Source organism: Streptomyces acidicola, from assembly GCF_009377235.1.
GTDB classification, from domain to species: domain Bacteria; phylum Actinomycetota; class Actinomycetes; order Streptomycetales; family Streptomycetaceae; genus Streptomyces; species Streptomyces acidicola.
The window spans coordinates 1-21312 of sequence record NZ_VMNX01000166.1 but is presented as its reverse complement, the minus strand read 5'-3'; the positions used below and the strand labels follow the sequence as shown (position 1 = coordinate 21312).

Here is a 21312-nt window from a genome sequence, read left to right as displayed (position 1 = left end):
CCCCTGGACCCCCGAGCTCCAGGGCTCCGCCCCGGACTCAATGTCGGGGCCGACCCCCGGACCTCAGGATTACGGGGCTCCGCCCCGGACCCCGTTTCGGGAGCGGGCCCCCGGGCCCCCGCTCCTCAAACGCCGGAGGGGCTGGAAAACCAGCCCCTCCGGCGTTTGAACGGTCCGCGGTCCCCTACCGGCCCGCCTCCTTCGACACCAAGGCCACCGCCTCGTCCACGTCGTCGGTCAGGTGGAACAGGAGCAGGTCCTTCTCCGAGGCCTTGCCCTGGGCGACGAGGGTGTTCCGGAGCCAGTCGACGAGGCCGCCCCAGTACGCGGTGCCGAAGAGGACGATGGGGAAGCGCGTGACCTTCTGGGTCTGGACCAGGGTCAGGGCCTCGAAGAGTTCGTCGAGGGTGCCGAGCCCGCCCGGCAGGACCACGAATCCCTGCGCGTACTTGACGAACATCATCTTCCGGACGAAGAAGTAGCGGAAGTTGAGGCCGATGTCGACGTAGGGGTTCAGTCCCTGTTCGAAGGGGAGCTCGATGCCGAGGCCGACCGAGATGCCCCGCGCTTCGACGGCCCCCTTGTTGGCCGCCTCCATGGCGCCCGGACCGCCACCGGTGATGACGGCGAAGCCCGCGTCGACAAGGCCTCGCCCGAGGGCGACTCCCGCCTCGTACTCGGGAGAGTCCGCCGGAGTCCGCGCGGAGCCGAACACGCTGATCGCGGGTGGGAGCTCCGCCAGTGTGCCGAAGCCCTCGATGAACTCCGACTGGATGCGCAGGACCCGCCAGGGATCGGTGTGAACCCAGTCGGAGGGTCCGCCCGCGTCCAGCAGCCGCTGGTCCGTCGTGCTCGCCTGCACCTGACCGCGCCTGCGCAGCACGGGACCCAACCGCTGCTCCTCCGGTGGCTGCTTCTTGCCCTCCGGGTTACCGGTAGCCATGTGCGCTCCCTCCGTCGTGCCAGGTCGTTCCGCCTCAGCGTAGATCCACGCGGGTTACGGACGGGGGACCTGGGCATGTCCGCCATGAACCACCACGGCGATCGGTACGCCGCGGCGTGGTCAGGACGTCAGCCACTCCCTCAGGCGCTCCTCCCCCGCGAGGATCTTCGCCGTCTCCACCCGCTCATCGCGCTTGTGGGCGAGGTGCGGGTTGCCCGGGCCGTAGTTGACGGCGGGGACGCCGAGCGCGCTGAAGCGGGACACGTCCGTCCAGCCGTACTTGGGCTGCGGGGTGCCGCCGACCGACTCGATGAAGGCCGCGGCCGCCGGGTGGGACAGACCGGGCAGCGCCGCACCACTGTGGTCGTCCACCACGAACTCCTCCACCCCGCAGTCCGCGAAGACCTCGCGGACATGGGCCAGCGCCTCCGCCTCCGTACGGTCCGGCGCGTAGCGGAAGTTGACCGTGACCACGCACTCGTCGGGGATCACGTTGCCGGCCACACCGCCCGAGATGCCGACCGCGTTCAGGCCCTCCCGGTACTCCAGGCCGTCGATCACCGGGTAGCGCGGCTCGTACGCCGCCAGCCGCGCCAGGATCGGGGCCGCCGCGTGGATGGCGTTGGAGCCCATCCAGCCGCGCGCCGAGTGCGCTCGCTCGCCCTTCGTCTTCAGCAGCACCCTCAGCGTGCCCTGGCAACCGCCCTCGACCTGGCCGTCCGAGGGTTCCAGGAGGACCGCGAAATCGCCCTCCAGCCACTCCGGGTGGGCTTCCGCCACATGCTTCAGGCCGTTCAGATGTGCGGCGACCTCTTCGTTGTCGTAGAAGACGAAGGTCACATCGCGGTTCGGCTCCGGGACCGTGGCGGCGATCCGCAGCTGGACCGCCACCCCCGACTTCATGTCGCACGTACCGCAGCCCCACAGCACACCGTCCTCGTCCAGCCGTGACGGCACGTTGTCCGCGATGGGGACCGTGTCGATGTGTCCGGCGAGGATCACGCGCTCGGCACGGCCCAGGTGCGTACGGGCCACGACGTTGTTGCCGTACCGGTCGACCGTCAGGTGCGGCAGGGCGCGCAGCGCGCCCTCGATCGCGTCCGCGAGGGGCTTCTCGCTGCCGCTCTCGGAGGGGAAGTCGACGAGCTGCGCGGTCAGCCGCGCGGCGTCCAGCGTGAGGTCAAGCGGGGTGTCGGCCATGCCGACGACCCTAACGCCACCCGGGACCCGCGCCGACCGCCCACCGGAATACGCCGTTCCGTGTCCGGATCTCGCCACCCGCGCCCCTCTGATCACAGACGCACCAGTGGGCCACAAGCGTCTCCGATAAATTCGGAGGCGTGTCAGAACCGTCCCCTCCTTCTCGCCGTCGCCGTGGGCGCCTCCTGCGCCGCGGGTCGGCCCTCGTCGTCCTTGTCTCCCTCGCGGGATACCTGGCGGTGCAGTACCTCACCGGCGGCACCGGTGCCCCGCGGTGCCAGGTGGTGTCGGGGAAGGGCGACGGCGCGTCGTACGAGTTCACGCCGGAGCAGGCCACGAACGCCGCGACGATCTCGGCCGTGGGCACCTCGCGCGGGATGCCCGAGCGGGCCGTGGCCATCGCCCTCGCGACCGCGCTGCAGGAGTCGGCGCTGCGCAACATCACCCACGGCGACCGGGATTCGCTGGGCCTGTTCCAGCAGCGCCCGTCACAGGGCTGGGGCACCGAGAAACAGATCATGGACCCGACGTACTCGGCGGGCGAGTTCTACGAGCACCTCGCCAAGGTGCCCGACTACACGCGGCTGCCGCTGACCGTCGCAGCCCAGCGCGTGCAGCGCAGCGGCTTCCCGGACGCGTACGCGAAGCACGAGCCGGACGCCACGCTGCTGGCCGCCGCGCTGACCGGCCGCGCCGCGGCCACCCTCACCTGCGAGGGTCGCCCCGGCGCGACCCCGAACGGCGGCCCGGACGCGGTGCGGGCCGCGCTCGTACGGGACTTCGGCCGCGGCGTGCTCCAGTCGGCCGCGACGGAGATGCGGTCCAGGGATTCCGCCGGCGCCACTGAGTCCACGAGCACCGCCGGGTCCGCCTCCGAGTCCGCGAACGCCTCCGGTACCGCCGCCGCTCCGTCGCCCACGGCCCCCACCGTCACCATCCCCGTGCGGTCCGACGCCGGCTCCGGCGCCGCCTCCGAGGCCTCGGTCCGGCGCCGCGGCTGGGAGCTCGCGCACTGGGCCGTGGCCAACTCCTCGGAGCTGCACATCGAGCGCGTCGCGTACGCGGGCCGGGAGTGGGTCGCCGGTGGCAGGGCGGGCGCGTGGCGCACACCGGCGGACGGCGGCGCGGGCGGCGGCGCAGACAGTGGGCGGGCAGGCCTCTCGGAAGTTCGAATCGTCACTGGACAGTAGTGGCCGACTGTCACCCTCGGGGGGTATGTCCGGCGCGCACGGTGGACGATGTGCGCAAATTTCCGCCCCCTCACCCGGCCCGGCGGGAGAAGCCCTGCGAACCCGCGAGAACCCTTGGGAACAAAGGGCTCTGAGGATTCCCCCGACTTTCGCGCGGGATTCTCTTTGCCCGTTTTCATCCGCATCCGATAATGCGACACATTGCCAATTCTTTACGTGGCGCAGCCGCAACCTTCAGGGCCTTCGAGCGGTAGTCACTGCGTCCGAGCCCGGACGATCAAGGGTCGATCGGCGAGTCAGCCGCTCAGCCCCTGGGAACGGGCGGACACGTCAACGTTCCCTCCCGTCAAAGGAGCACCATGTCCCTCCCCCTGACCCACCGGATCGCCCGTGCCGCGCTGCTCACCGCAGCGGGAGCGGCCTCCGTGGTCGGTGCGGCCGGCTCCGCGAGCGCGGCGCCCGAACTTCCGGCCACCCCCAACCTCGGCGGACTGTCCACCCTTGACGGGGCGAGCGTCGGCAACACCGCCGACGACGCGGCGCAGAACGTCACCAAGCTCGCGGGCAAGACCGGAGGCAAAGCCGTGAACAAGGCCGTGCCGGCCGCCGGCAAGACCGGTGGCAAGGTGGCCAAGACCGTGGCGCCCGCCGCCCAGAAGACGGCCGGGGTCGCTGCGGGCGAGGCCGGCGGCCTCCTCGGCGAAACCGCGAAGGCGGCGGGCAGCAGCCTGCCCACCGGCCCCGTCGGCAAGGGCAACACCCTGCCGACCAAGGCCACGCCCCTGAAGGGCGGCCTGCCGCTCGGCTGACGGGCGGCAGGCGGACCGGTACGGAGATGAGGAGGGGCCGGGGAACGTTTCGTTCCCCGGCCCCTCCTTCGCTGTCCGGTTCCTGCGTGCGGTGCCCAGTGGGCGTTCAGTCCGCGTTCAGCGGAGCCGCTCCACCGCCGCCGCCACCCGCTCGTCCGTCGCCGTCAGCGCGACGCGAACGAACCGGTCGCCCGCGGGACCGTAGAAGTCGCCGGGCGCGACCAGGATTCCGCGCTCCGCGAGGTGAGCCACCGTGTCCCAGCAGGACTCGTCGCGGGTCGCCCACAGATAGAGGCTGGCCTCGCTGTGCTCGATACGGAAGCCGTGCTTCAGCAGGGCGTCGCGGAGGAGGGCGCGGCGGGCCGCATACCGCTCCCGCTGCTCGTGGACGTGTGCGTCGTCGCCGAGGGCCGCGACCACGGCCGCCTGGGTCGGCGCGGCCGTCATCATGCCGCCGTGCTTGCGGATCTCCAGCAGCGGGCCGAGGACCGCGGGGTCGCCGGCCAGGAAGGCCGCGCGGTAGCCCGCCAGGTTCGACCGCTTGGAGAGGGAGTGGACCGAGACGATGCCCTCGTACGAGCCGCCGCAGACGTCCGGGTGCAGGACGCTGACGGGGTCGGCCTCCCAGCCCAGCTCGATGTAGCACTCGTCGGAGAAGACGAGGATGCCGTGTTCGCGGGCCCAGGCGACGATGCGGGTCAGCTCGTCCTTGCCGAGCACCCGGCCCGTGGGGTTCGAGGGCGAGTTCAGCCACAGGAGCTTGAGGCCGGCCGGGTCCAGCTCGGTGGGGTCGTCGTACGCGACATAGTCGGCGCGGGCGAGGCGGGCGCCCACCTCGTACGTCGGGTAGGCCAGCCGCGGGTAGGCGACCCGGTCGCCCGGGCCGAGGCCCAGTTGCGTGGGCAGCCAGGCGACGAGTTCCTTCGAGCCGACGATCGGCAGGACGTGGCGGTGGGTGACCTCGCGGGCACCGAGGCGGCGCTCCACCCAGCCCGTGATCGCGTTCCGCAGCTCGGGGGTGCCCCAGACGGTCGGGTAACCAGGGGAGTCGGCCGCGGCGACCAACGCCTTCTGGATCAGGTCGGGTACCGGATCCACGGGGGTGCCGACGGAGAGGTCGACGATGCCGCCCGGGTGAGCTTTGGCCGTCGCCTTGTACGGCTCCAGCTTGTCCCAGGGGAACGTGGGGAGGCGGTCGGAGACTGCGGACACGGGATCTGGCTCACTTTCTCGAACGTACGCCTCGGTCCCGTACGGCGATCAGGGCGATCGGGCCGTACGGGACCGAGGTTGCGCGGGTGAGGCCGCTCAGTTCTCTTCCTGGTTCATCGGGGGCAGGCCCGCGATGAAGGGGTGGTCACGCTCGATCAGCCCCAGCTTGCTCGCGCCACCGGGGGAACCCAGCTCGTCGAAGAACTCGACGTTCGCCTTGTAGTAGTCCTTCCACTCCTCCGGGGTGTCATCCTCGTAGAAGATCGCCTCGACCGGGCAGACCGGTTCGCAGGCACCACAGTCGACGCATTCGTCCGGGTGGATGTAGAGGGACCGCTGCCCCTCATAGATGCAGTCGACCGGGCACTCCTCGATGCACGCCTTGTCCTTGACGTCGACACAAGGCTCTGCGATGACGTAGGTCACGCTGTCGTTCCTCCTCGATAGGGCGCTGGCGGGCCTCTTCAGGCTCCGCCGCCTGGCGCGCGGGAGCGCGGCGTCGTCGATGCCCGCACCTAGTATCTCCGTTCTGGGGCATGATCCGAACAGGAGGGGTGGACCGACCCGTGGAATTCTCTGCCGGCGGACGACTCGAAGTCCGTGTCACCACTGCTGACGTGGGCAAACGCGTCTCGGTACGGCAACTTGACGAAGATGCGCCCAAGGGTGAGAAGTTCACCGACACGGTGGGCGTTCTCACATCATGGGACGACGGCGTGCTGGTGATCAGGCGCCGGACCGGTGAGCGGGTGCGGATCGCGGCGTCGTCGCTGGTGGCGGGCAAGGTCGTCCCCGCTGCTCGGGCGCGCCGGCGGGGGCCCGCGGCCTCGTACAAGGAACTGGCGCGGGTGGCCGCGCGGGGCTGGCAGCCGGTGGAGCGGGAGCGGCTCGGCGAGTGGGAGCTGCGGGCCGCCTCCGGATTCACGCGGCGCGCCAACTCCGTGCTGCCGGTGGGCGATCCAGGCCTGCCGCTGGACGAGGCGCTGGCGTACATACGGTCCTGGTACGCGGCCCGTGGGCTCCCTGCCTACCTGCAGCTCGCCACCGGCGCCGAGGGCACACACGAGCCGCTGTGCGCGGAGCTGGAGCGGCGGGGCTGGACGCGGGAGGTGACGGCCGAGCTGTGGATGGGGTCGCTGGCGCCCGTGGCCGACCATGATCTGCCCGGCGGGGTCGTGCTGTCGCGGGTGGCGGACGAGGCGTGGCTGAGCCGCTACCAGCGTAGAGGGGTGAGCGAGGTCGCGCTGGCAGTACTAGGGAGTGGGCCCTCGGTGTGGTTCGCGACGGTGCCGGGACCGGCGGGCGCGCCTCCGGCGGCCATCGGGCGGTGCGTGGTGGACGGCCGCTGGGCGGGTTTCTCGGCGGTGGAGGTCGATCCGTCCCGTCGCCGTCAGGGCCTCGCCACCGCCGTCATGACCGCCCTCGCCCGCCAGGCCCTGGACGAGGGCGCCTCAGCCGGCTGGCTCCAGGTGGAGACGGACAACGTCGGGGCGCGGACGCTGTACGCGGCGATGGGCTTCGGGGCGCACCACGCGTACCACCACTATCGGGAGCCGGATGTGCCCGGTGCCGGCACCGGCGGTCCCGCCGACGAGTCGTACCGATCGCCGTGACCGGGCACGAGTCGGACATGGGTGCCCCACGGCCTCCGGAGCCGGAGCGGGCCGCCGAGGTGCGGCGTCGGTTCGGGGAGGAGGCGCGGGCCGAGCGGCCGGATCTCGCGGCGCTGTGCCTGCTGGTGGGGGCAGCCGGTGACGGAACGCTGGACGAGGCCGGGGAGGACGCGGCGCAGATCGAGCTGGACCGGCTGGCCGGTCAGGTGCCGTTCCGCCCCGGCGGCGCCGCTTCCTGGGCCGAGGCGCTGGCCGAACTGCTCGGCGGGCGCCACGGGTTCCACGGCTCGCCCGGCGACTACGGGCGGCTGGAGTCCTCGTTCCTGCACGAGGTGCTGCGGCGGCGGCGCGGGCTGCCCATCCTGCTCTCGGTGGTGTGGATGGAGGTCGCACGGCGAGCGGGCGCGCCCGTCTACGGAGTCGCCCTGCCCGGGCACTTCGTCGTGGGTTTCGGGCCCCCGGAGGAACAGGTGCTGGCCGATCCGTTCAACGCAGGGCGCGTCCTGACCGGTGGGGACGCGGAGCTGCTGGTCCAGGGGACCACGGGCGCGACGCTCGATCCGGCGATGCTGGAGCCCGCCGCCCCGCTCGACGTGGTGCAGCGTGTCCTCAACAACATCCGCGCCTGGGCTGCAGCCCGCCCCGAACGGACGGACGTCTCGCTGTGGGCCGTGGAGCTCTCCCTCCTCCTGCCCTCCCACTCCGCCCGTCTGCGCCACGAGCACGCCCAGCTCCTCGTCCGGCGCGGCGACTACCTACGGGGCGCCGCCGAACTCGACGCGTACGCCGATGTCGTCTCGGCCGTCGACGAACCGGCCGCCGACCGGGTACGCGGGCAGGCACGGGCGGCGCGGGCGATGCTCAACTAAGACGGGGGAACGAGGCTGAGGGCACCCGGTCGGAACCGGGTGCCCTCCAGTGACGTGACGATCAGGCGGTCAGCTCGGGTTCGTCTCGATCACGGCCGTGCGCTCCGCCGGCGTCTTGCCGAGGAGGGCCGGACGCAGGGCGCCGATCACGTCCTCGGGCGTGACCGGGGTCTTCTCGCCGTTGCCTCGCGTGATCAGTACGCCGTCGAAGGTTCCGCCGTACAGTTCCTTCAGCGCGGGCCTGTCGTAGAACTCGACGAGCTTTCCGTCCTGGGCCTTCACTCCGAGGAACTTCCACAGCGAGTTCTCCGGGCTGAACCTGACCTCCGCCGCACCCGCCTTGACCGTGACTATGCCGGACATCGCGGGCTGCGCGAACTCCGTCATCATCCGGTCGACCTCGGCCTTGGGGACCGACGGCTCCCTGGTGGCCGTGGGGAGGGTCACGGGGTCGGTCGTGCCGGCCTCGACCTGTGTGCGGTACGCCTTCTCGACGGCCCGCGTGGCCTGGTCGACGGCGATGCCCTTGCCCGCCTTGCCGTACACGGGGACGGCCCTGCCGGACTCGAACTTGATCGTGCCGTCGCCGGACGAGGCGGAGCCGCCCGCGGCCCGTTCCAGGGCGGCCCGCAGCTTCTCCCCGTCGACGGGCATGACGGGCTCGATGACCCGCTGCTGGCCGAACAGTGAGCCGATCACCGACACCGGGTTGTAGTCGCTCTGCGCGGCGGCGCCGACGGTGGCGTCGGCGTCGAGCTGGAGGCCCGCCTGGTCCGGCCTGAGCGACACGGTGTCGCCGTCGACGGACAGCCTGAGCGCCTTGTCCGTGCGGTCCCCGAGGACCTTGTCGAGCTTCTTGACGGCGTCGTCCCGGGTGCCGCCGCCGATGTCGACGCCGAGCACGGTGGTGCCCTTGGGCACGTCGGAGTGGTTCATGAGCAGCCCGGCGCCGTACACGCCGGCCGCCACGAACACGAGCCCGCCGCCCAGCAGCACCAGCTTGTTACGGCCCTTCTTCTTGGGCTTCGAAGAGCCGGCCGAGGTCGACTGCGTGGGCTCGGGCAGCTTCGGCGGGGTGTGCGGCCCCGACTGCTCGCCGGCGGCGCCCGGTCCGAAGCGTGAGCTCTGGGCACCGGGCGGGACCACCGGAATGCCGCTGGTCAGGGTGTCCCCGGAGACGTTCTCCCGGGGGCCGCCGGGGCCGTGGGCGCCCGGGTCGGGCGCCGGGCGCTGCGGCGTGAGGATCGCGGTGTCGTCGCTGAGGCCGCCGCCGGGGGCGGAGAAGTCCTGACCGGGACCGCCGAAGGGAGCCCCTCCGCCCGGGACGCCGCCCGGACGTCCGGCGCCCGTGCCGGGCCCGCCGGGGGCGACGCCCAGAGCTCCGCCGGGGCCGGGGCCGGAACCGGGGGGCGGTGACATTGCCCCGACGCCGGTGACCGGGCCGCCGGTGGGACCGCTCGGCCCGCCCGTTCCCGCGGGCCCGCGCCCGTCGCCCCGGCCCGTCGTGCCGCTGTCCGCGAAGTACGGCAGGTCGTCGCGCCCTCCCGTGCCGCCGTCGGGCTTGGCTCCGGGGCGCGAGCCGGCCGTCAGCGCGGCCGACACGTCGAAGGAGCCGGTGCCGCCGCCGTGGCCGGGCGCCACGGGTCCGGCGCCGGTGGCACCGGGGAGCCCGGCACCGTTCGCGCGCGGGCCCGTGCCGCCCGGGGCACCCGCGCCGGATCCGTTCGCCGAGCCGCCCTGAGCACCCGTGGGCCCCGCGCTCCAACCCGTCGGAAGACCGGCCCCGTTGGTGGCGCCGCCGCCCGAACCGGCCTTGGCCGCGCCGGGCCTGCGTGGCGCAAACCAGTCGCTGGTCTTCCCGTCGGCAGGCGCGGCAGGCTCCGGTGAGGGCGCAGGGGTGTCCGTGAACACGGGCATGCTCGTGGTGCCCGTGGACTCCGACTCGCTGACCGTCTCGTCCTGCGCGGGTTCGGTCTCCGCCACCGGGGTGCGGACGACGACCGGCGGGATGGGGCGCGATCCGGGGATGTTGATGCGAACACGCGTGGTCAGCGTGGTCTGCGTGGTCTCGTTCTTGCGATCCTCCGGCCGCGTGCCCGCCGTCGAACGGCCCGGGTCACCGGCGCCATCGGAAGCCATGGGGGTCCCGTACGGCGGGGTCCCCGACGGGTATGCGGCTCCTCCATGCCCGTTGGGCCCGGAGGACGAAGTGTCAGTTTCACGACTCAAGGCAGGTTCTCCCGATCGGCTTCGCCGCCCGCGACGACCTCACACGTCGGGCAGCTCGGCGGCGCGCACCACCATACTGGCCACTTCTCGCCCGTATCCCACGACCGCCGGGGAAACCCACACCGGCCCTCCACCGACGCTCAGTGGCGAAGTGGTACGTCACTTGGCAAGTCGGGCACCGGGGTCGTTCGGTTGCCGCCCCGGGCCAAGCGTGGCACACATCACAGCGACCGCCATGCCGCCCAGCAGGAAGAGATACGAGACGACTCCCGCGGCGAAGAGGAAGTCCCCTTCGGGACGGGTGGCGGTGAGGAGGATGACGGAGATCATCCAGCCGGCCGCGGGCGCCACGGCCCCGGCCCTGGTGCCCATCGCGTACGCGCCGCCCCGGAAGAGCCCGACCGCACCCAGCAGCGCGAGCAGCACTCCGGCCGGGACCCAGGCCGACTGCACCAGTGACCCGGCCGCTCCGACCACGGCACCGAGCAGCAGGAGCCCCACGTAGGCGGCGACCCGCCCGGCCGGGGGCATCGTCAACGGCTCTGCGAGCGCGCTGCCTTGCGCGCCCCGTCCCTGCGGTCCCACCGCCTTCACCGCGCACCCGTCTTTCCGGCACCGGCCGTACGGCACGTACGCCACGTGCGCCCCATGCATCCGTCATACCCAGTCGTACGCATCAGAGGGCCGCTCCGTTCTGTTCCGGCGCCGAAACGTTCCCCTCGACGCCTTCGACACCCTCGAACAAGTCTGTCTCCCGTCCGCCCCCTTCGTGTCCGCCGCGTACCAACTCGTAGTACTCGGTGCTGAAAAGGGGCTGCGCCAGCTCGTTGGAGAGCTCGAAGAAGGGCTCGGCGACCGTGATCTGGGTGGCGTGCGCCCGCATGGCCGCGGCCTTTGCGGCGGCGAAGGCCGCGCCGTCGATCTCGGTGGTGACAATCCAGTCGTCGACGACTCCGGGGACGTCGATGACGGCAGCGGCCTTGGTGAAGGGCAGCCGACCGGGCTCGGCGAGCGCGTCGCGCAGCCGGGCGAAGCCCTCGACGGCCACGGAGCGTGGCACCCGGTTCCAGTAGACCTTGGCGATCTCCCAGGGTTCGCCCAGGTCCGTACGGAAGCCGGGGCCGGCGGCGAGATCGGCGGCGCGCATGGCGACGCGGTGGGTCTGGATGTGGTCGGGGTGGCCGTAGCCACCGTTCGGGTCGTAGGTGACGAGGACCTGGGGGCGGACCTCGCGGATCACCTCGACGAGCAGGGCCGCGGCCTCGTCGACGTCGGCGGCCCAGAAGGCGCTCTCGCGGTCGTTCTGCTCGACCCCCATCATCCCGGAGTCGTGGAAACGCCCGGGGCCACCGAGGAAGCGGTGGTCGATGACGCCGAGCTGCTTCATGGCCTCGGCCAGCTCACCCTCGCGGTACGGGCCCAGCGCGTTGTCGCGGTCGGGCGCGAGATGGGCCAGGTGAGGCGGTATGACCTCGCCCTCCTCGCCGCGCGTGCAGGTCACCAGCGTCACCTGGGCACCCTCGGCCGTGTACTTGGCCATGGTGGCGCCGTTGTTGATCGACTCGTCGTCCGGATGTGCGTGCACAAGGAGCAGACGACGGGCGGGCAGATCGCTCATGGGCCCACCCTACGAGGCGACGCCCCGCGCCACGGCGGGCCCGGACCATTCACAGGGTCGAGGCGGTGGTGGCGCGGGGCGTGCCCGGAGTCAGAACTTGATGCTGCCGATCATGCCGGCGATGTTGGTCGTGAGCTCGCTGATCGTCGGAGCGATGGTGGAAGAGGCGAGGTAGAAGCCGAGGAGGATGCAGACGGCCGCGTGACCGCCCTTCAACCCCGATTTCTTGATCAGTAGGAAGACGATGATCGCCAGCAGCACCACCGCCGAAATCGAGAGTGCCACGGCGGCTCACCTCCTATAGAACAGAGCACCGGAATATGTAAATCGACACAGCAGCCAGCGGGTTCATACCCACTTGGCGGTAGTGATCATAACTATCGGTGCGCGCGCATCGATCGGCGCACAGCCGCACAAGGGGGCGCATGGCCAATATGGTCGGGTCATGACGACCGAGCCCGAATCCTTCCCCCGCCGGCAGGCCCGCACCCAGCGTTTCACCCTCGGCGCGCCGCGTGCGTTCGCCATCGCACCCGACGGTTCCCGTGTGGTGTTCCTGCGGTCGGCCTCCGGCACCGACCGCGCGAACAAGCTGTGGGTGTACGACATGACGGACGGCGAGGAACGCATCGCCGCCGATCCGGGTGCCCTCCTGGGCGGCGCCTCGGAGGAACTGCCCGCCGAGGAGCGGGCGCGCCGCGAACGCAGCCGCGAGGGCGGCGCCGGCATCGTCGGCTACGCCACCGACAGGGCCGTCGAGCTGGTCTCCTTTGCCTTGTCAGGGCGGCTTTTCGTGGCCGAGCTGCGTGCCGGGACGGCCCGTGAGCTGGACGTCCCCGGCCCGGTGATCGACCCGCGCCCCTCTCCCGACGGCCGGTACGTCGCGTACGTGGCGCGGGGCGCCCTGCGCGTCGTGGATGCGGAGGGCGGGAACGACCTGGCGCTCACCGAGGAGGGAGCGGAGAACGTCACGCACGGGCTGGCCGAGTTCATCGCGGCCGAGGAGATGGGGCGTTCGCGCGGCTTCTGGTGGTCGCCGGACTCGGACCGGCTGCTCGTGTCGCGCGTGGACGACACGCCGGTGAAGCGCTGGTGGATCTCCGATCCGGCGCATCCGGACCGGGCGCCGCAGGAGGTCGCGTACCCGGCGGCGGGCACGGACAACGCGGACGTACGGCTCTTCGTCGTGGACCTCGCCGGGGTGCGTACGGAGGTGCTCTGGGACCGGAAGCGCTACCCGTATCTGGCGCGTGTGCACTGGTCAGCGGCGGGTGCGCCGTTGATCCTGGTGCAGGCCCGCAACCAGCGCAGCCAGCTGTTCCTGGCCGTGGACCCCGACTCCGGGACGACTCGGATGGTGCACGCGGACGAAGATCTACATTGGCTTGATCTTTTCCCCGGAGTGCCGGCCTGGACGCCCTCCGGGCAGCTCGTCCGCATCGTCGACGAAGGCGGCGCCCGGGTGCTCGCGGTGGGCGACCGGCCGCTCACGAGTGCGGCGCTCCACGTCCGCGCGGTGCTCGACGTGGCGGACGAGGACGTGCTGGTCTCGGCATCGGCGGGCGGGACGGCCGACGACCCCGAGATCGGCCAGATCCATGTGTACCGGGTGAACGAGCTGGGTGTGGAGCGCCTGTCGCAGGAGCCGGGTGTGCACTCGGCGGCGCGGGCGGGCGGAGTGACCGTCCTGACCTCGGCGGTACCGGACCAGCCGGGTACCAAGGTGCAGCTGCTGCGGGACGGCAAGCAAGTGGCGACGGTCCCCTCTTATGCGGAACATCCCGGTCTGTCCCCGCGCGTGACGCTGACACAAGGGGGCGCACGCCGCGTACCGTGCGCCGTACTTATGCCTACGGACTACCCCGGTGACACTCCCCTGCCCGTCCTCATGGATCCGTACGGCGGTCCGCACGGTCAGCGGGTCCTCGCCGCGCACAATCCGCATCTGACCTCGCAGTGGTTCGCCGACCAGGGTTTCGCGGTGATCGTCGCGGACGGGCGGGGGACGCCGGGACGTTCCCCCTCGTGGGAGAAGGCGATCAAGGACGACCTCGCGGCGGTCGTGCTCCAGGACCAGGTGGACGCCCTCCAGGCCCTGGCCGCCGACTTCCCGCTCGACCTCACACGGGTCGCCATCCGCGGCTGGTCCTTCGGCGGCTATCTGGCGGGCCTCGCGGTGCTGCGCCGCCCCGATGTCTTCCACGCGGGGATCGTCGGGGCGCCGGTCACCGATCTGCGCCTGTACGACACCCACTACCAGGAGCGCTACATCGGCCACCCCGGCGAGCAGCCGGAGGTGTACGCGCAGAACTCACTGATCGACGACTCCGGCCTGGTGGGCGCCGCGGAGCCGAACCGGCCCATGATGATCGTCCACGGTCTGGCCGACGACAACGTGGTGGTGGCCCACTCCCTGCGGCTGTCCTCGGCCCTGCTGGCCGCCGGCCGCCCCCACGAGGTCCTCCCGCTCTCCGGAGTCACGCACATGACCCCCCAGGAGGCAGTCGCGGAGAACCTGCTGCTGCTCCAGCTGGACTTCCTCCGGCGCGCTCTGAACCTGAGCTGAGCAGCGAAACCCCCCAGAACACCGCAACCATCAATTGAGGAACCACGACGAGAGACCAGCCAGGCCCGCGAGAGCGGCGCCGGCTTAGGCGCAAAAAACGGGCCGGGGCGACATGGCGCGCCCCGGCCCGTTCACGGCACCCGCACGGCCGTACGCTGTACAGACTGGCCCGTCCGTATATCGGTGCCGCTTCCGTGAAGTTGCTTGCGTGTTAACGAACTTGGTACCCATTTGTGCGGCTATTTCGGGCCGTACACGTGCTCGTCGTGCTTCTCCTCGGCGAAATGGCAGGCCGAGTCGTGCGCGGCGGGCCCGGCGGCGGACCGGAACCCGGCGGGTACGGCCAGCGGCGGCATCTTCGTCTCGCACCGCTCCCGGGCCTTCCAGCAGCGGGGGCGGAAGCGGCAGCCGGACGGGACGGCGGTCGGGGAGGGCACGTCCCCGGAGAGGATGATCCTCTTCCGGTGCTCCCGCGCCCCGGGGTCCGGCACGGGCACGGCGGAGAGCAGGGCCTGGGTGTAGGGGTGCGTGGCGTGGTCGTAGATCTCGGTGTCCCGGCCGGTCTCCACGATCCGCCCGAGGTACATCACCGCGACCCGGTCGGAGATGTGCCGCACGATCGACAGGTCGTGGGCGATGACGACGTAACTCAGCCCGAACTCGCCCTGCAGGCGCTCCATCAGGTTGACGACCTGCGCCTGCACGGACACGTCGAGCGCCGAGACCGGCTCGTCGGCCACGATGATCTCGGGCCGCAGCGCCAGCCCCCGTGCGATGCCGATGCGTTGGCGCTGGCCTCCGGAGAACTGGTGCGGATACCGGTTGATGTGCTCGGGGTTGAGCCCGACCACGTCCAGCAGTTCCCGCACCCTGCGGCGCCGGTCGCCCTTGGGCGCCGCCTCGGGGTGGATCTCGTACGGCTCCCCGACGATGTCGCCCACGGTCATCCGGGGGTTGAGGGAGGTGTACGGGTCCTGGAAGACCATCTGGATGTTGCGCCGGACGGCCTTGAGGGCCCTGGCGGACAGCCTGGTGAGGTCCTCGCCCCGGTAGGTGATGGTCCCGGCCGTCGGTCGCTCCAGGTTGACCACCAGCCGGGCGAGCGTGGACTTGCCGCAGCCGGACTCGCCGACGATGCCGAGGGTCTCGCCCCTCGCGAGCGTGAAGTCGACCCCGTCGACGGCCCGGACGGCGCCGACCTGTTTCCGGAGGAGGACGCCCCGGGTGAGCGGGTAGTGCTTGACGAGGCCGCTGACCTCCAGGATCGGCTCGCCCACGGTGTCAGCCATCCAGGCACTCCCTCCAGAAGTGGCAGGCGCTCCCACGCTCACCGGTGACCTCGTGCAGGGGCGGTACGTCGGTGCGGCACAGGTCCCGGGCCGCCGTGCAGCGCGGGTGGAAGGCGCAGCCGGCCGGGATGTGCATGAGGCTGGGCGGCAGGCCCTTGATGGCGTAGAGCTCCCGGCCCTTGTGGTCGAGCCGGGGGATCGAGTCCAGCAGGCCCCTGGTGTACGGGTGGGCGGGCGCCTTGTAGAGGTCGTGCACGGGGGCCGACTCGACGATGCGGCCCGCGTACATCACGGCGATCCGGTCGGCGACGTCCGCGACGACGCCGAGGTCGTGGGTGATGAGGACGAGCCCCATGGTGAGCTCGCGCTGGAGCTCGGCGAGGAGGTCCATGACCTGGGCCTGGACGGTGACGTCGAGTGCGGTGGTGGGCTCGTCGGCGATGATCAGCGCGGGTTCGAGGGCCAGCGCCATGGCGATCATGATGCGCTGGCGCATACCGCCGGAGAACTGGTGCGGATAGTCCCGTACGCGTGCGGCGGCACCCGGGATGCGGACGCGGTCCATCAGCTCGACGGCCTTCGCGCGGGCGTCCTTCCTCGACATCCCGCGGTGCACGACGAACATCTCGCCGAGCTGGTCACCGACCGGCAGCACCGGGTTCAGCGCGGACAGCGCGTCCTGGAAGATCATCGCCATCTCGGCGCCGCGGATCCTCCGGCGCTCCTCCTCCTTGAGTCTCAGCAGGTCCCGGCCCTGGAAGAGGATCTCGCCGCCGGTGATCCGGCCCGGCGGACTGTCGAGGATGCCCATGATCGCCTGCGCGGTCACCGACTTGCCGGAGCCGGACTCGCCGAGCACGGCGAGCGTCTCGCCCGCGTCCACGCCGTAGCTGACCCCGTTGACGGCCCTGGCCACCCCGTCCCGGGTCCTGAACTCCACGTGCAGGTCACGCACTTCGAGCAGCATGACGACGGCTCACCTCAGCTTCGGGTCGAGGGCGTCGCGCACCCGCGCCGCCGAGCATGATGAACGCGAGCACCGTGACCGCCGGCGCACCCGAAGACCACCGGCAGCGCCACGTACGGCACCCGCCCGATCCCGCACCGGGGCCCCGAATCCCACCCGCACATCACGCACTTCCAGCACCATGCCGCCGTCACCTCAGCCTCGGGTCGAGGGCGTCGCGCACCGCGTCGCCCAGCATGATGAAGGCGAGGACGGTGACCGCGAGGGCACCGGAGGGCCAGAGCAGTGCGTGCGGGGCGTTGCGGATGTACGGGGACGCGGCGGAGATGTCGATGCCCCAGGAGACGCTCGGCGGTTTCAGCCCCACCCCGAGGTACGACAGGGTCGCCTCCAGGGCGATGTACGTGCCGAGCGCGATGGTGGCCACGACGATGACGGGCGCGATCGCGTTGGGCGCGATGTGCCGCAGCAGGATGCGCATGGGGGAGGCGCCGAGGGCGCGGGCGGCCTGGACGTAGTCGTTCTGCCGGGCGGTGATGACCGAGCCGCGGGCGATGCGGGAGATCTGCGGCCAGCCGAGCAGCACCATGAACCCGATGACGGGCCAGACGGTCGAGCTGGTCACCACGGAGAGCAGTACGAGACCGCCGAGCACGACCGGGATCGCGAAGAAGACGTCGGTGACTCGGGACAGGATCGCGTCCCCGACCCCGCCGAAGAACCCGGCGAGCCCGCCGAGGACCGAGCCCAGGACCGCGACCCCGAGCGTGGCGCAGACGCCGACGGTCACCGAGGTCCGCGCCCCATGGACGGTGCGCGTGTAGACGTCGCAGCCCTGGCCGTTGAACCCGAACGGGTGGCCGGGCCCGGGTCCCTGCTGGGCCTTGGCGAGGTCGCAGTCGAGGGGGTTGCCGGGGGCGATCAGCTGCGGCCAGAGCGCGATGAGGACGAGGAAGAGAATGACGAGCGCGGAGACGAGGAAGACCGGGTTGCGGCGCAGGTCGTGCCACGCGTCGGACCACAGGCTGCGCACCCGCTCCTCGGCGGCGACCGAGGGGGCGGCCGTGGTGTCCGGGCCTCGCGGACCCCTGCCGCCCGGACCCGTCCGGAGGATCTCCGCGTCGGCCGGGACGAGTTCCGCGGTCCCGCCCGGGACGTACGACGACGGCTCCAGGGGCTGAGGCTCAGGCATAGCGGATCCTCGGGTCGAGTACGGCGTACAGGAGGTCGACGAGCAGGTTGGCGACCAGGAAGACCAGGACGAGGACGGTCACGAAGCCGACGACGGTCTGGGTGCTCTGGCGGAGGATGCCCTGGTAGAGCTGGTAGCCGACGCCGTGGATGTTGAAGATCCGCTCGGTGACGATCGCGCCGCCCATGAGGAAGCCGACATCGGCGCCGATGAAGGTGACCACGGGGATGAGGGAGTTGCGCAGCAGGTGCCGGACAATCACCCGGTGCCGGGGCAGACCCTTGGCGACGGCCGTACGGACGTAGTCGGCGCGGGCGTTCTCGGCGATCGACGTCCTGGTCAGCCGGGTCACGTACGCGAGCGACACGGACGCCAGCACCAGACCGGGCACGATCAGTTCGTCGAAGCCGGCCTGCCACGACACCGACGGCTTGATCCAGCCCCACTCGACGCCGAGCAGCAGCTGGAGCAGCAGGCCGGTGACGAAGGTCGGGACGGAGATGACGACGAGGGTGACGAGCAGGACGCCCGTGTCGACGGGCCGGCCGCGGCGCAGGCCCATGGCCACGCCCAGGGTGACCCCGATGGCGATCTCGAAGAGGATCGCGACGATCGTCAGCCGGAGGGTGACCGGGAAGGACGTCGCCATCAGTTCGGTGACCTTCTGCCCGTTGAACGCGGTACCGAAGTCACCGGTGAAGACGTTGCCCATGTAGGTCAGGTACTGCTGCCAGACGGGCTGGTCGAGGCCGAACTCCTGCTTCAGCCGGGCGGCCGTCGCCGGGTCGCACTGCCGCTCGCCGCACAGGCCCGCGACGGGGTCGCCCATCACGTTGACCATCAGGAAGATCAGCAGGGTGGCCCCGGCGAAGACGGGCACCATCTGCAGCAGCCGCCGGACGACATACGGTCCCACGGCCGGTCAGCCGACCTTGATCTGGTCGTAGACCGGGACGCTGAACGGGTTCAGCGCCACGTTCGAGAGCCGCTGCGAGTAGCCCGCGTTTCCGTTCTGGTACCAGAGCGGGATGGCGGCCATGTTGGTCCGCAGGACCTCCTCGGCCTGGCGGAACCTCTCTACCGCCCTGGCGGCGTCGGTCTCGGCGTTGGCCCGGTCGACGAGCCTGTCGAAGTCGGGGTTGGACCACTTGCCGTCGTTGGAGGAGGCGCCCGTGTAGTACAGCGGCTGGAGGAAGTTCTGGATCAGCGGGTAGTCCATCTGCCAGCCGGCGCGGAAGGGCCCGGTCATCTTCCGGTCGGTGATCCGGTTGCGGTAGTCGGCGAAGGTGCCGATCGGGTTGCCGACGCAGGCTTTGTCGTCGCCGAGGGCGTTGTTGATGGAGTTGCAGACGGCGTCGACCCATTCGCGGTGGGAGCCGGTGTCCGCGTTGTAGGTGATCCTGACCTGTCCGCCGGGAAGGCCACCACCCTCCTTGATCAGCCTCTTGGCCGCCGCCGCGTCGTACACGCAGGCGGTGCCGCACGGGCCCGCACGGTAGCCGCCCTCCTTGCCGAGGACGGGTGAGGTCCAGTCGACGGCCGGGGTGCGGGTGTTCCGGAAGATGGTCCGGGTGATCTGGTCGCGGTTGATCGCCCGGGACAGGCCCTCGCGGACCTTCTCCATGCCGGCCCTGCCCCACCGCTTGTCGTAGTACGGGAAGGCGAGGGTCTGGATGATGCCGGCGGGGGCGTTGATGTAGCGGTCACCGAGGTCGGTGCGGACGTTGCGCAGCTGGGAGGCGGGGACGTCGTCGACGAGGTCGAGGTTGCCCGCCATCAGGTCCGTGTAGGCGGTGTTGTTGTCGGTGTACACCTTCAGGTCGACGCCGCCGTTGCGGGCCTTGTCCTCGCCGGGGTAGGCGTCCCATCTGCGCAGGGAGAGCTGGGAGCCCCTGGTGTACGACGCGACCCGGTACGGGCCGTTGCCGACCGGCTTCTTCAGCCACGCGGCGCGGTCGTCGAAAAACGCCCGGGGCAGCGGGGCGTACGCGTTGTAGCCGAGGGTGTCGGGGAAACTGGAGAACTTCTGTCGGAGCCTGACGGTGAACGTCCTGTCGCCGACGACCTTCAGCCCGGAGAGGGTGTCGGCGCTCTGCTTGCCGCCGTCGGCCGGGTGGGTCTTGTCGTAGCCGTCGATGTACTCGAAGAAGTACGCGTTGCGCTGGTTGTTCTTCAGGCCGGCGCCGTAGTTCCAGGCGTCCACGAAGGAGCGGGCGGTGACCTTCTCGCCGTTGCTGAAGGTCCAGCCCTTCTTGACGGTGATCGTGTAGTTCTTCCCGTCCGTGGTGTCGATCGTCTCGGCGAGCATGTTCTTGGCCTCGCCGGTCTTCGGGTCGTACTGCTTCAGACCGCGGAAGATCATCGACAGGACCTTGCCGCCCTGTACCTCGTTGGTGTTGGCCGGCTCCAGCGGGTTCGGCGGGTCGCCCCAGGAGGAGCTGAGCACCGCGCCGGTATCGCTGCCGCCGCCCCCGCAGGCCGTCGCCACGAGGGCAACGGCCACCGCGCATACGACCGCTCGGGCGTGCGTCGCTCCGCGCATGGAGTGCCTCCTCGTGAGTGCTGGCGGCGCCGGGCATTGATCCGTTACCGGTCAATATCCGCCCATCACGCACATGACGCACTCGCACTCCACCCGTCCGGGGATGGCTCACCGCCATCCGGACGTACGCACGAGCTCGCACCGCCGCGGCCTGCGCTCTCGGGCGCGCGGCCCCGACGGTGGAGGCCTCCGCCTTCCGCTGCTACGGCGGAGCCGGAAACGGCACCGGCACCGGCAGCGGCACCGGCACCGGCACTGGCACCGGCACTGGCACTGGCACTGGCACTGGCACTGACTGACGGGTCAGCCCAACTCGCCCCGCTCGACGCAGAACTCGTTGCCCTCGGGATCGGCCAGCAGTACCCAGCCGCCGCCATCGGGTCGGGTGTGGTCCGCGACGAGCCGGGCGCCGAGCCCGATCGCCCGCTCGACCTCCTCCGCACGCGTGCGCCCCTGCGGACGCAGGTCGAGGTGCACCCGGTTCTTGACGGACTTGCCCTCTCCCACCCGGACGAACAACAGGCCCGGACCCCCGGCAGGGTCCTCGATCACGGCCTCCGGGTCACCAGGTTTGTCGTCGTCGGCCAGCGGCCGCCCAAGCAGCTCGCTCCAGAACAGGCCGAGATCGTACGGGTCTCCGGTGCAGTCAAAGGTGATGTTGTGGATCACGGGATTCAACGGGCGCCTCCAATAAGGCCGGTTGTAGTCGCTTGGGCAGCGTTGGCGCGGGAGCTCCAAGGTCCGCTACAGATGCCTTGATGCCTCCTGCTGAAACTCGCTGACCAATTCTTTAAGCGCAGCACAATCACGTTTGATCGTTTCCCTCATGTCACCGTCATCATGGAGGCCGTTCGAATGGGCAAAACTCACCCTTGCTTCCAGCGAGGACATTTGCTGGGCCACCTCGCTCGCAGGAGATGAGACACTGTCAGGCCCCTCCAAAAGGACCCCTATTTCCAGAGACCCGAGGCCGGATACAGCACCTCCAAGGTTCGCCAAGCCGACCGCGATGGCATCCATACGCTCCTCCTTGACCCTCCTCCTCCGCACCCTTCCCCGCCACCCTCCTCCCC

At 71.0% G+C, this 21312-nt stretch carries 20 protein-coding genes; 5 read left to right on the top strand and 15 right to left on the bottom strand.

Annotation, left to right across the window (positions count from 1 at the left end; genetic code table 11):
- Positions 1-184: 184 nt before the first annotated feature.
- Entirely contained in the window at positions 185-943 is a 759-nt protein-coding gene (locus tag FPZ41_RS32460) for an LOG family protein (RefSeq protein WP_131569198.1), read from the bottom strand.
- A gap of 120 nt (positions 944-1063) precedes the next feature.
- Positions 1064-2143: a succinyl-diaminopimelate desuccinylase gene (gene dapE, locus FPZ41_RS32455; protein WP_152867187.1), complete on the bottom strand. Its 1080-nt coding sequence runs from the start codon at positions 2141-2143 to the stop codon at positions 1064-1066.
- A gap of 140 nt (positions 2144-2283) precedes the next feature.
- Here dapE and FPZ41_RS32450 point away from each other — a divergent pair, with 140 nt between their 5' ends.
- Entirely contained in the window at positions 2284-3333 is a 1050-nt protein-coding gene (locus tag FPZ41_RS32450) for a heavy metal transporter (protein ID WP_322621005.1), read from the top strand.
- A gap of 359 nt (positions 3334-3692) precedes the next feature.
- Positions 3693-4142 (top strand): ATP-binding protein, encoded by a 450-nt coding sequence (locus FPZ41_RS32445; RefSeq protein ID WP_131569193.1) that lies wholly within the window; start codon positions 3693-3695, stop codon positions 4140-4142.
- A 117-nt stretch (positions 4143-4259) separates the two neighbouring features.
- Here the strand turns inward: FPZ41_RS32445 and FPZ41_RS32440 are convergent, their stop codons facing one another.
- Both FPZ41_RS32440 and fdxA read right to left on the bottom strand, forming a co-directional pair.
- On the bottom strand, positions 4260-5354 hold the full coding sequence (locus FPZ41_RS32440; protein WP_322621004.1) for a bifunctional succinyldiaminopimelate transaminase/glutamate-prephenate aminotransferase: 1095 nt from the start codon (positions 5352-5354) through the stop codon (positions 4260-4262).
- A gap of 96 nt (positions 5355-5450) precedes the next feature.
- Positions 5451-5780, bottom strand: a complete 330-nt coding sequence (gene fdxA / locus FPZ41_RS32435; RefSeq protein WP_131569189.1) for a ferredoxin — start codon at positions 5778-5780, stop codon at positions 5451-5453.
- 140 nt (positions 5781-5920) lie between these two features.
- On the opposite strand from fdxA, the gene FPZ41_RS32430 reads away from it, so the two are divergent.
- On the top strand, positions 5921-6967 hold the full coding sequence (locus tag FPZ41_RS32430; protein WP_322621003.1) for a GNAT family N-acetyltransferase: 1047 nt from the start codon (positions 5921-5923) through the stop codon (positions 6965-6967).
- A gap of 17 nt (positions 6968-6984) precedes the next feature.
- Positions 6985-7836, top strand: coding sequence for a transglutaminase family protein (locus tag FPZ41_RS32425; protein WP_152867191.1), 852 nt, complete (start codon positions 6985-6987; stop codon positions 7834-7836).
- A 69-nt stretch (positions 7837-7905) separates the two neighbouring features.
- On the opposite strand, the gene FPZ41_RS47405 is transcribed toward FPZ41_RS32425, so the two are convergent.
- The 4 genes from FPZ41_RS47405 to FPZ41_RS32400 all read right to left on the bottom strand — a co-directional run bounded on the left by FPZ41_RS47405 (position 7906) and on the right by FPZ41_RS32400 (position 11968).
- Positions 7906-10065 (bottom strand): hypothetical protein, encoded by a 2160-nt coding sequence (locus FPZ41_RS47405; protein WP_194236283.1) that lies wholly within the window; start codon positions 10063-10065, stop codon positions 7906-7908.
- 159 nt (positions 10066-10224) lie between these two features.
- On the bottom strand, positions 10225-10650 hold the full coding sequence (locus FPZ41_RS32410; RefSeq protein ID WP_322621002.1) for a DUF6113 family protein: 426 nt from the start codon (positions 10648-10650) through the stop codon (positions 10225-10227).
- 91 nt (positions 10651-10741) lie between these two features.
- Positions 10742-11683: an N-acetyl-1-D-myo-inositol-2-amino-2-deoxy-alpha-D-glucopyranoside deacetylase gene (mshB, locus tag FPZ41_RS32405; protein ID WP_152867184.1), complete on the bottom strand. Its 942-nt coding sequence runs from the start codon at positions 11681-11683 to the stop codon at positions 10742-10744.
- 90 nt (positions 11684-11773) lie between these two features.
- On the bottom strand, positions 11774-11968 hold the full coding sequence (locus FPZ41_RS32400) for a hypothetical protein (RefSeq protein WP_131569177.1): 195 nt from the start codon (positions 11966-11968) through the stop codon (positions 11774-11776).
- Positions 11969-12128: 160 nt separating this feature from the next.
- On the opposite strand from FPZ41_RS32400, the gene FPZ41_RS32395 reads away from it, so the two are divergent.
- Positions 12129-14249, top strand: a complete 2121-nt coding sequence (locus FPZ41_RS32395; RefSeq protein WP_152867183.1) for a S9 family peptidase — start codon at positions 12129-12131, stop codon at positions 14247-14249.
- Positions 14250-14488: 239 nt separating this feature from the next.
- Here the strand turns inward: FPZ41_RS32395 and FPZ41_RS32390 are convergent, their stop codons facing one another.
- The 7 genes from FPZ41_RS32390 to FPZ41_RS32360 form a co-directional block, all read right to left on the bottom strand.
- A complete protein-coding gene (locus FPZ41_RS32390) occupies positions 14489-15538 on the bottom strand; it encodes an ABC transporter ATP-binding protein (protein ID WP_152867182.1) in 1050 nt (349 codons plus the stop codon).
- Positions 15531-16505, bottom strand: coding sequence for an ABC transporter ATP-binding protein (locus FPZ41_RS32385; RefSeq protein ID WP_152867181.1), 975 nt, complete (start codon positions 16503-16505; stop codon positions 15531-15533). The genes FPZ41_RS32390 and FPZ41_RS32385 overlap by 8 nt, the downstream gene beginning before the upstream one ends.
- 190 nt (positions 16506-16695) lie before the next feature.
- On the bottom strand, positions 16696-17697 hold the full coding sequence (locus FPZ41_RS32380) for an ABC transporter permease (protein ID WP_152867180.1): 1002 nt from the start codon (positions 17695-17697) through the stop codon (positions 16696-16698).
- Positions 17690-18613 (bottom strand): ABC transporter permease, encoded by a 924-nt coding sequence (locus tag FPZ41_RS32375; RefSeq protein ID WP_322621001.1) that lies wholly within the window; start codon positions 18611-18613, stop codon positions 17690-17692. The genes FPZ41_RS32380 and FPZ41_RS32375 overlap by 8 nt, the downstream gene beginning before the upstream one ends.
- 6 nt (positions 18614-18619) lie before the next feature.
- On the bottom strand, positions 18620-20239 hold the full coding sequence (locus FPZ41_RS32370; protein WP_152867179.1) for a peptide ABC transporter substrate-binding protein: 1620 nt from the start codon (positions 20237-20239) through the stop codon (positions 18620-18622).
- Between the two features lie 303 nt (positions 20240-20542).
- Complete coding sequence (locus tag FPZ41_RS32365; RefSeq protein WP_131572126.1) at positions 20543-20917, bottom strand: VOC family protein; 375 nt, start codon at positions 20915-20917, stop codon at positions 20543-20545.
- Positions 20918-20983: 66 nt separating this feature from the next.
- Positions 20984-21312, bottom strand: a 329-nt coding sequence (locus FPZ41_RS32360; protein WP_228023127.1) for a hypothetical protein, incomplete at its 5' end; no start/stop codon positions are given.

Excerpts from the sequence above, each read along its gene's own strand:
- FPZ41_RS32390 (WP_152867182.1), bottom strand. The coding sequence starts at position 15,538 with ATGGCTGACACCGTGGGCGAGCCGATCCTGGAGGTCAGCGGCCTCGTC.
- FPZ41_RS32385 (WP_152867181.1), bottom strand. The coding sequence starts at position 16,505 with ATGCTGCTCGAAGTGCGTGACCTGCACGTGGAGTTCAGGACCCGGGAC.
- FPZ41_RS32395 (WP_152867183.1), top strand. The coding sequence starts at position 12,129 with ATGACGACCGAGCCCGAATCCTTCCCCCGCCGGCAGGCCCGCACCCAG.
- FPZ41_RS32380 (WP_152867180.1), bottom strand. The coding sequence starts at position 17,697 with ATGCCTGAGCCTCAGCCCCTGGAGCCGTCGTCGTACGTCCCGGGCGGG.
- mshB (WP_152867184.1), bottom strand. The coding sequence starts at position 11,683 with ATGAGCGATCTGCCCGCCCGTCGTCTGCTCCTTGTGCACGCACATCCG.
- FPZ41_RS32445 (WP_131569193.1), top strand. The coding sequence starts at position 3,693 with ATGTCCCTCCCCCTGACCCACCGGATCGCCCGTGCCGCGCTGCTCACC.
- FPZ41_RS32370 (WP_152867179.1), bottom strand. The coding sequence starts at position 20,239 with ATGCGCGGAGCGACGCACGCCCGAGCGGTCGTATGCGCGGTGGCCGTT.
- FPZ41_RS32460 (WP_131569198.1), bottom strand. The coding sequence starts at position 943 with ATGGCTACCGGTAACCCGGAGGGCAAGAAGCAGCCACCGGAGGAGCAG.
- dapE (WP_152867187.1), bottom strand. The coding sequence starts at position 2,143 with ATGGCCGACACCCCGCTTGACCTCACGCTGGACGCCGCGCGGCTGACC.
- FPZ41_RS32425 (WP_152867191.1), top strand. The coding sequence starts at position 6,985 with ATGGGTGCCCCACGGCCTCCGGAGCCGGAGCGGGCCGCCGAGGTGCGG.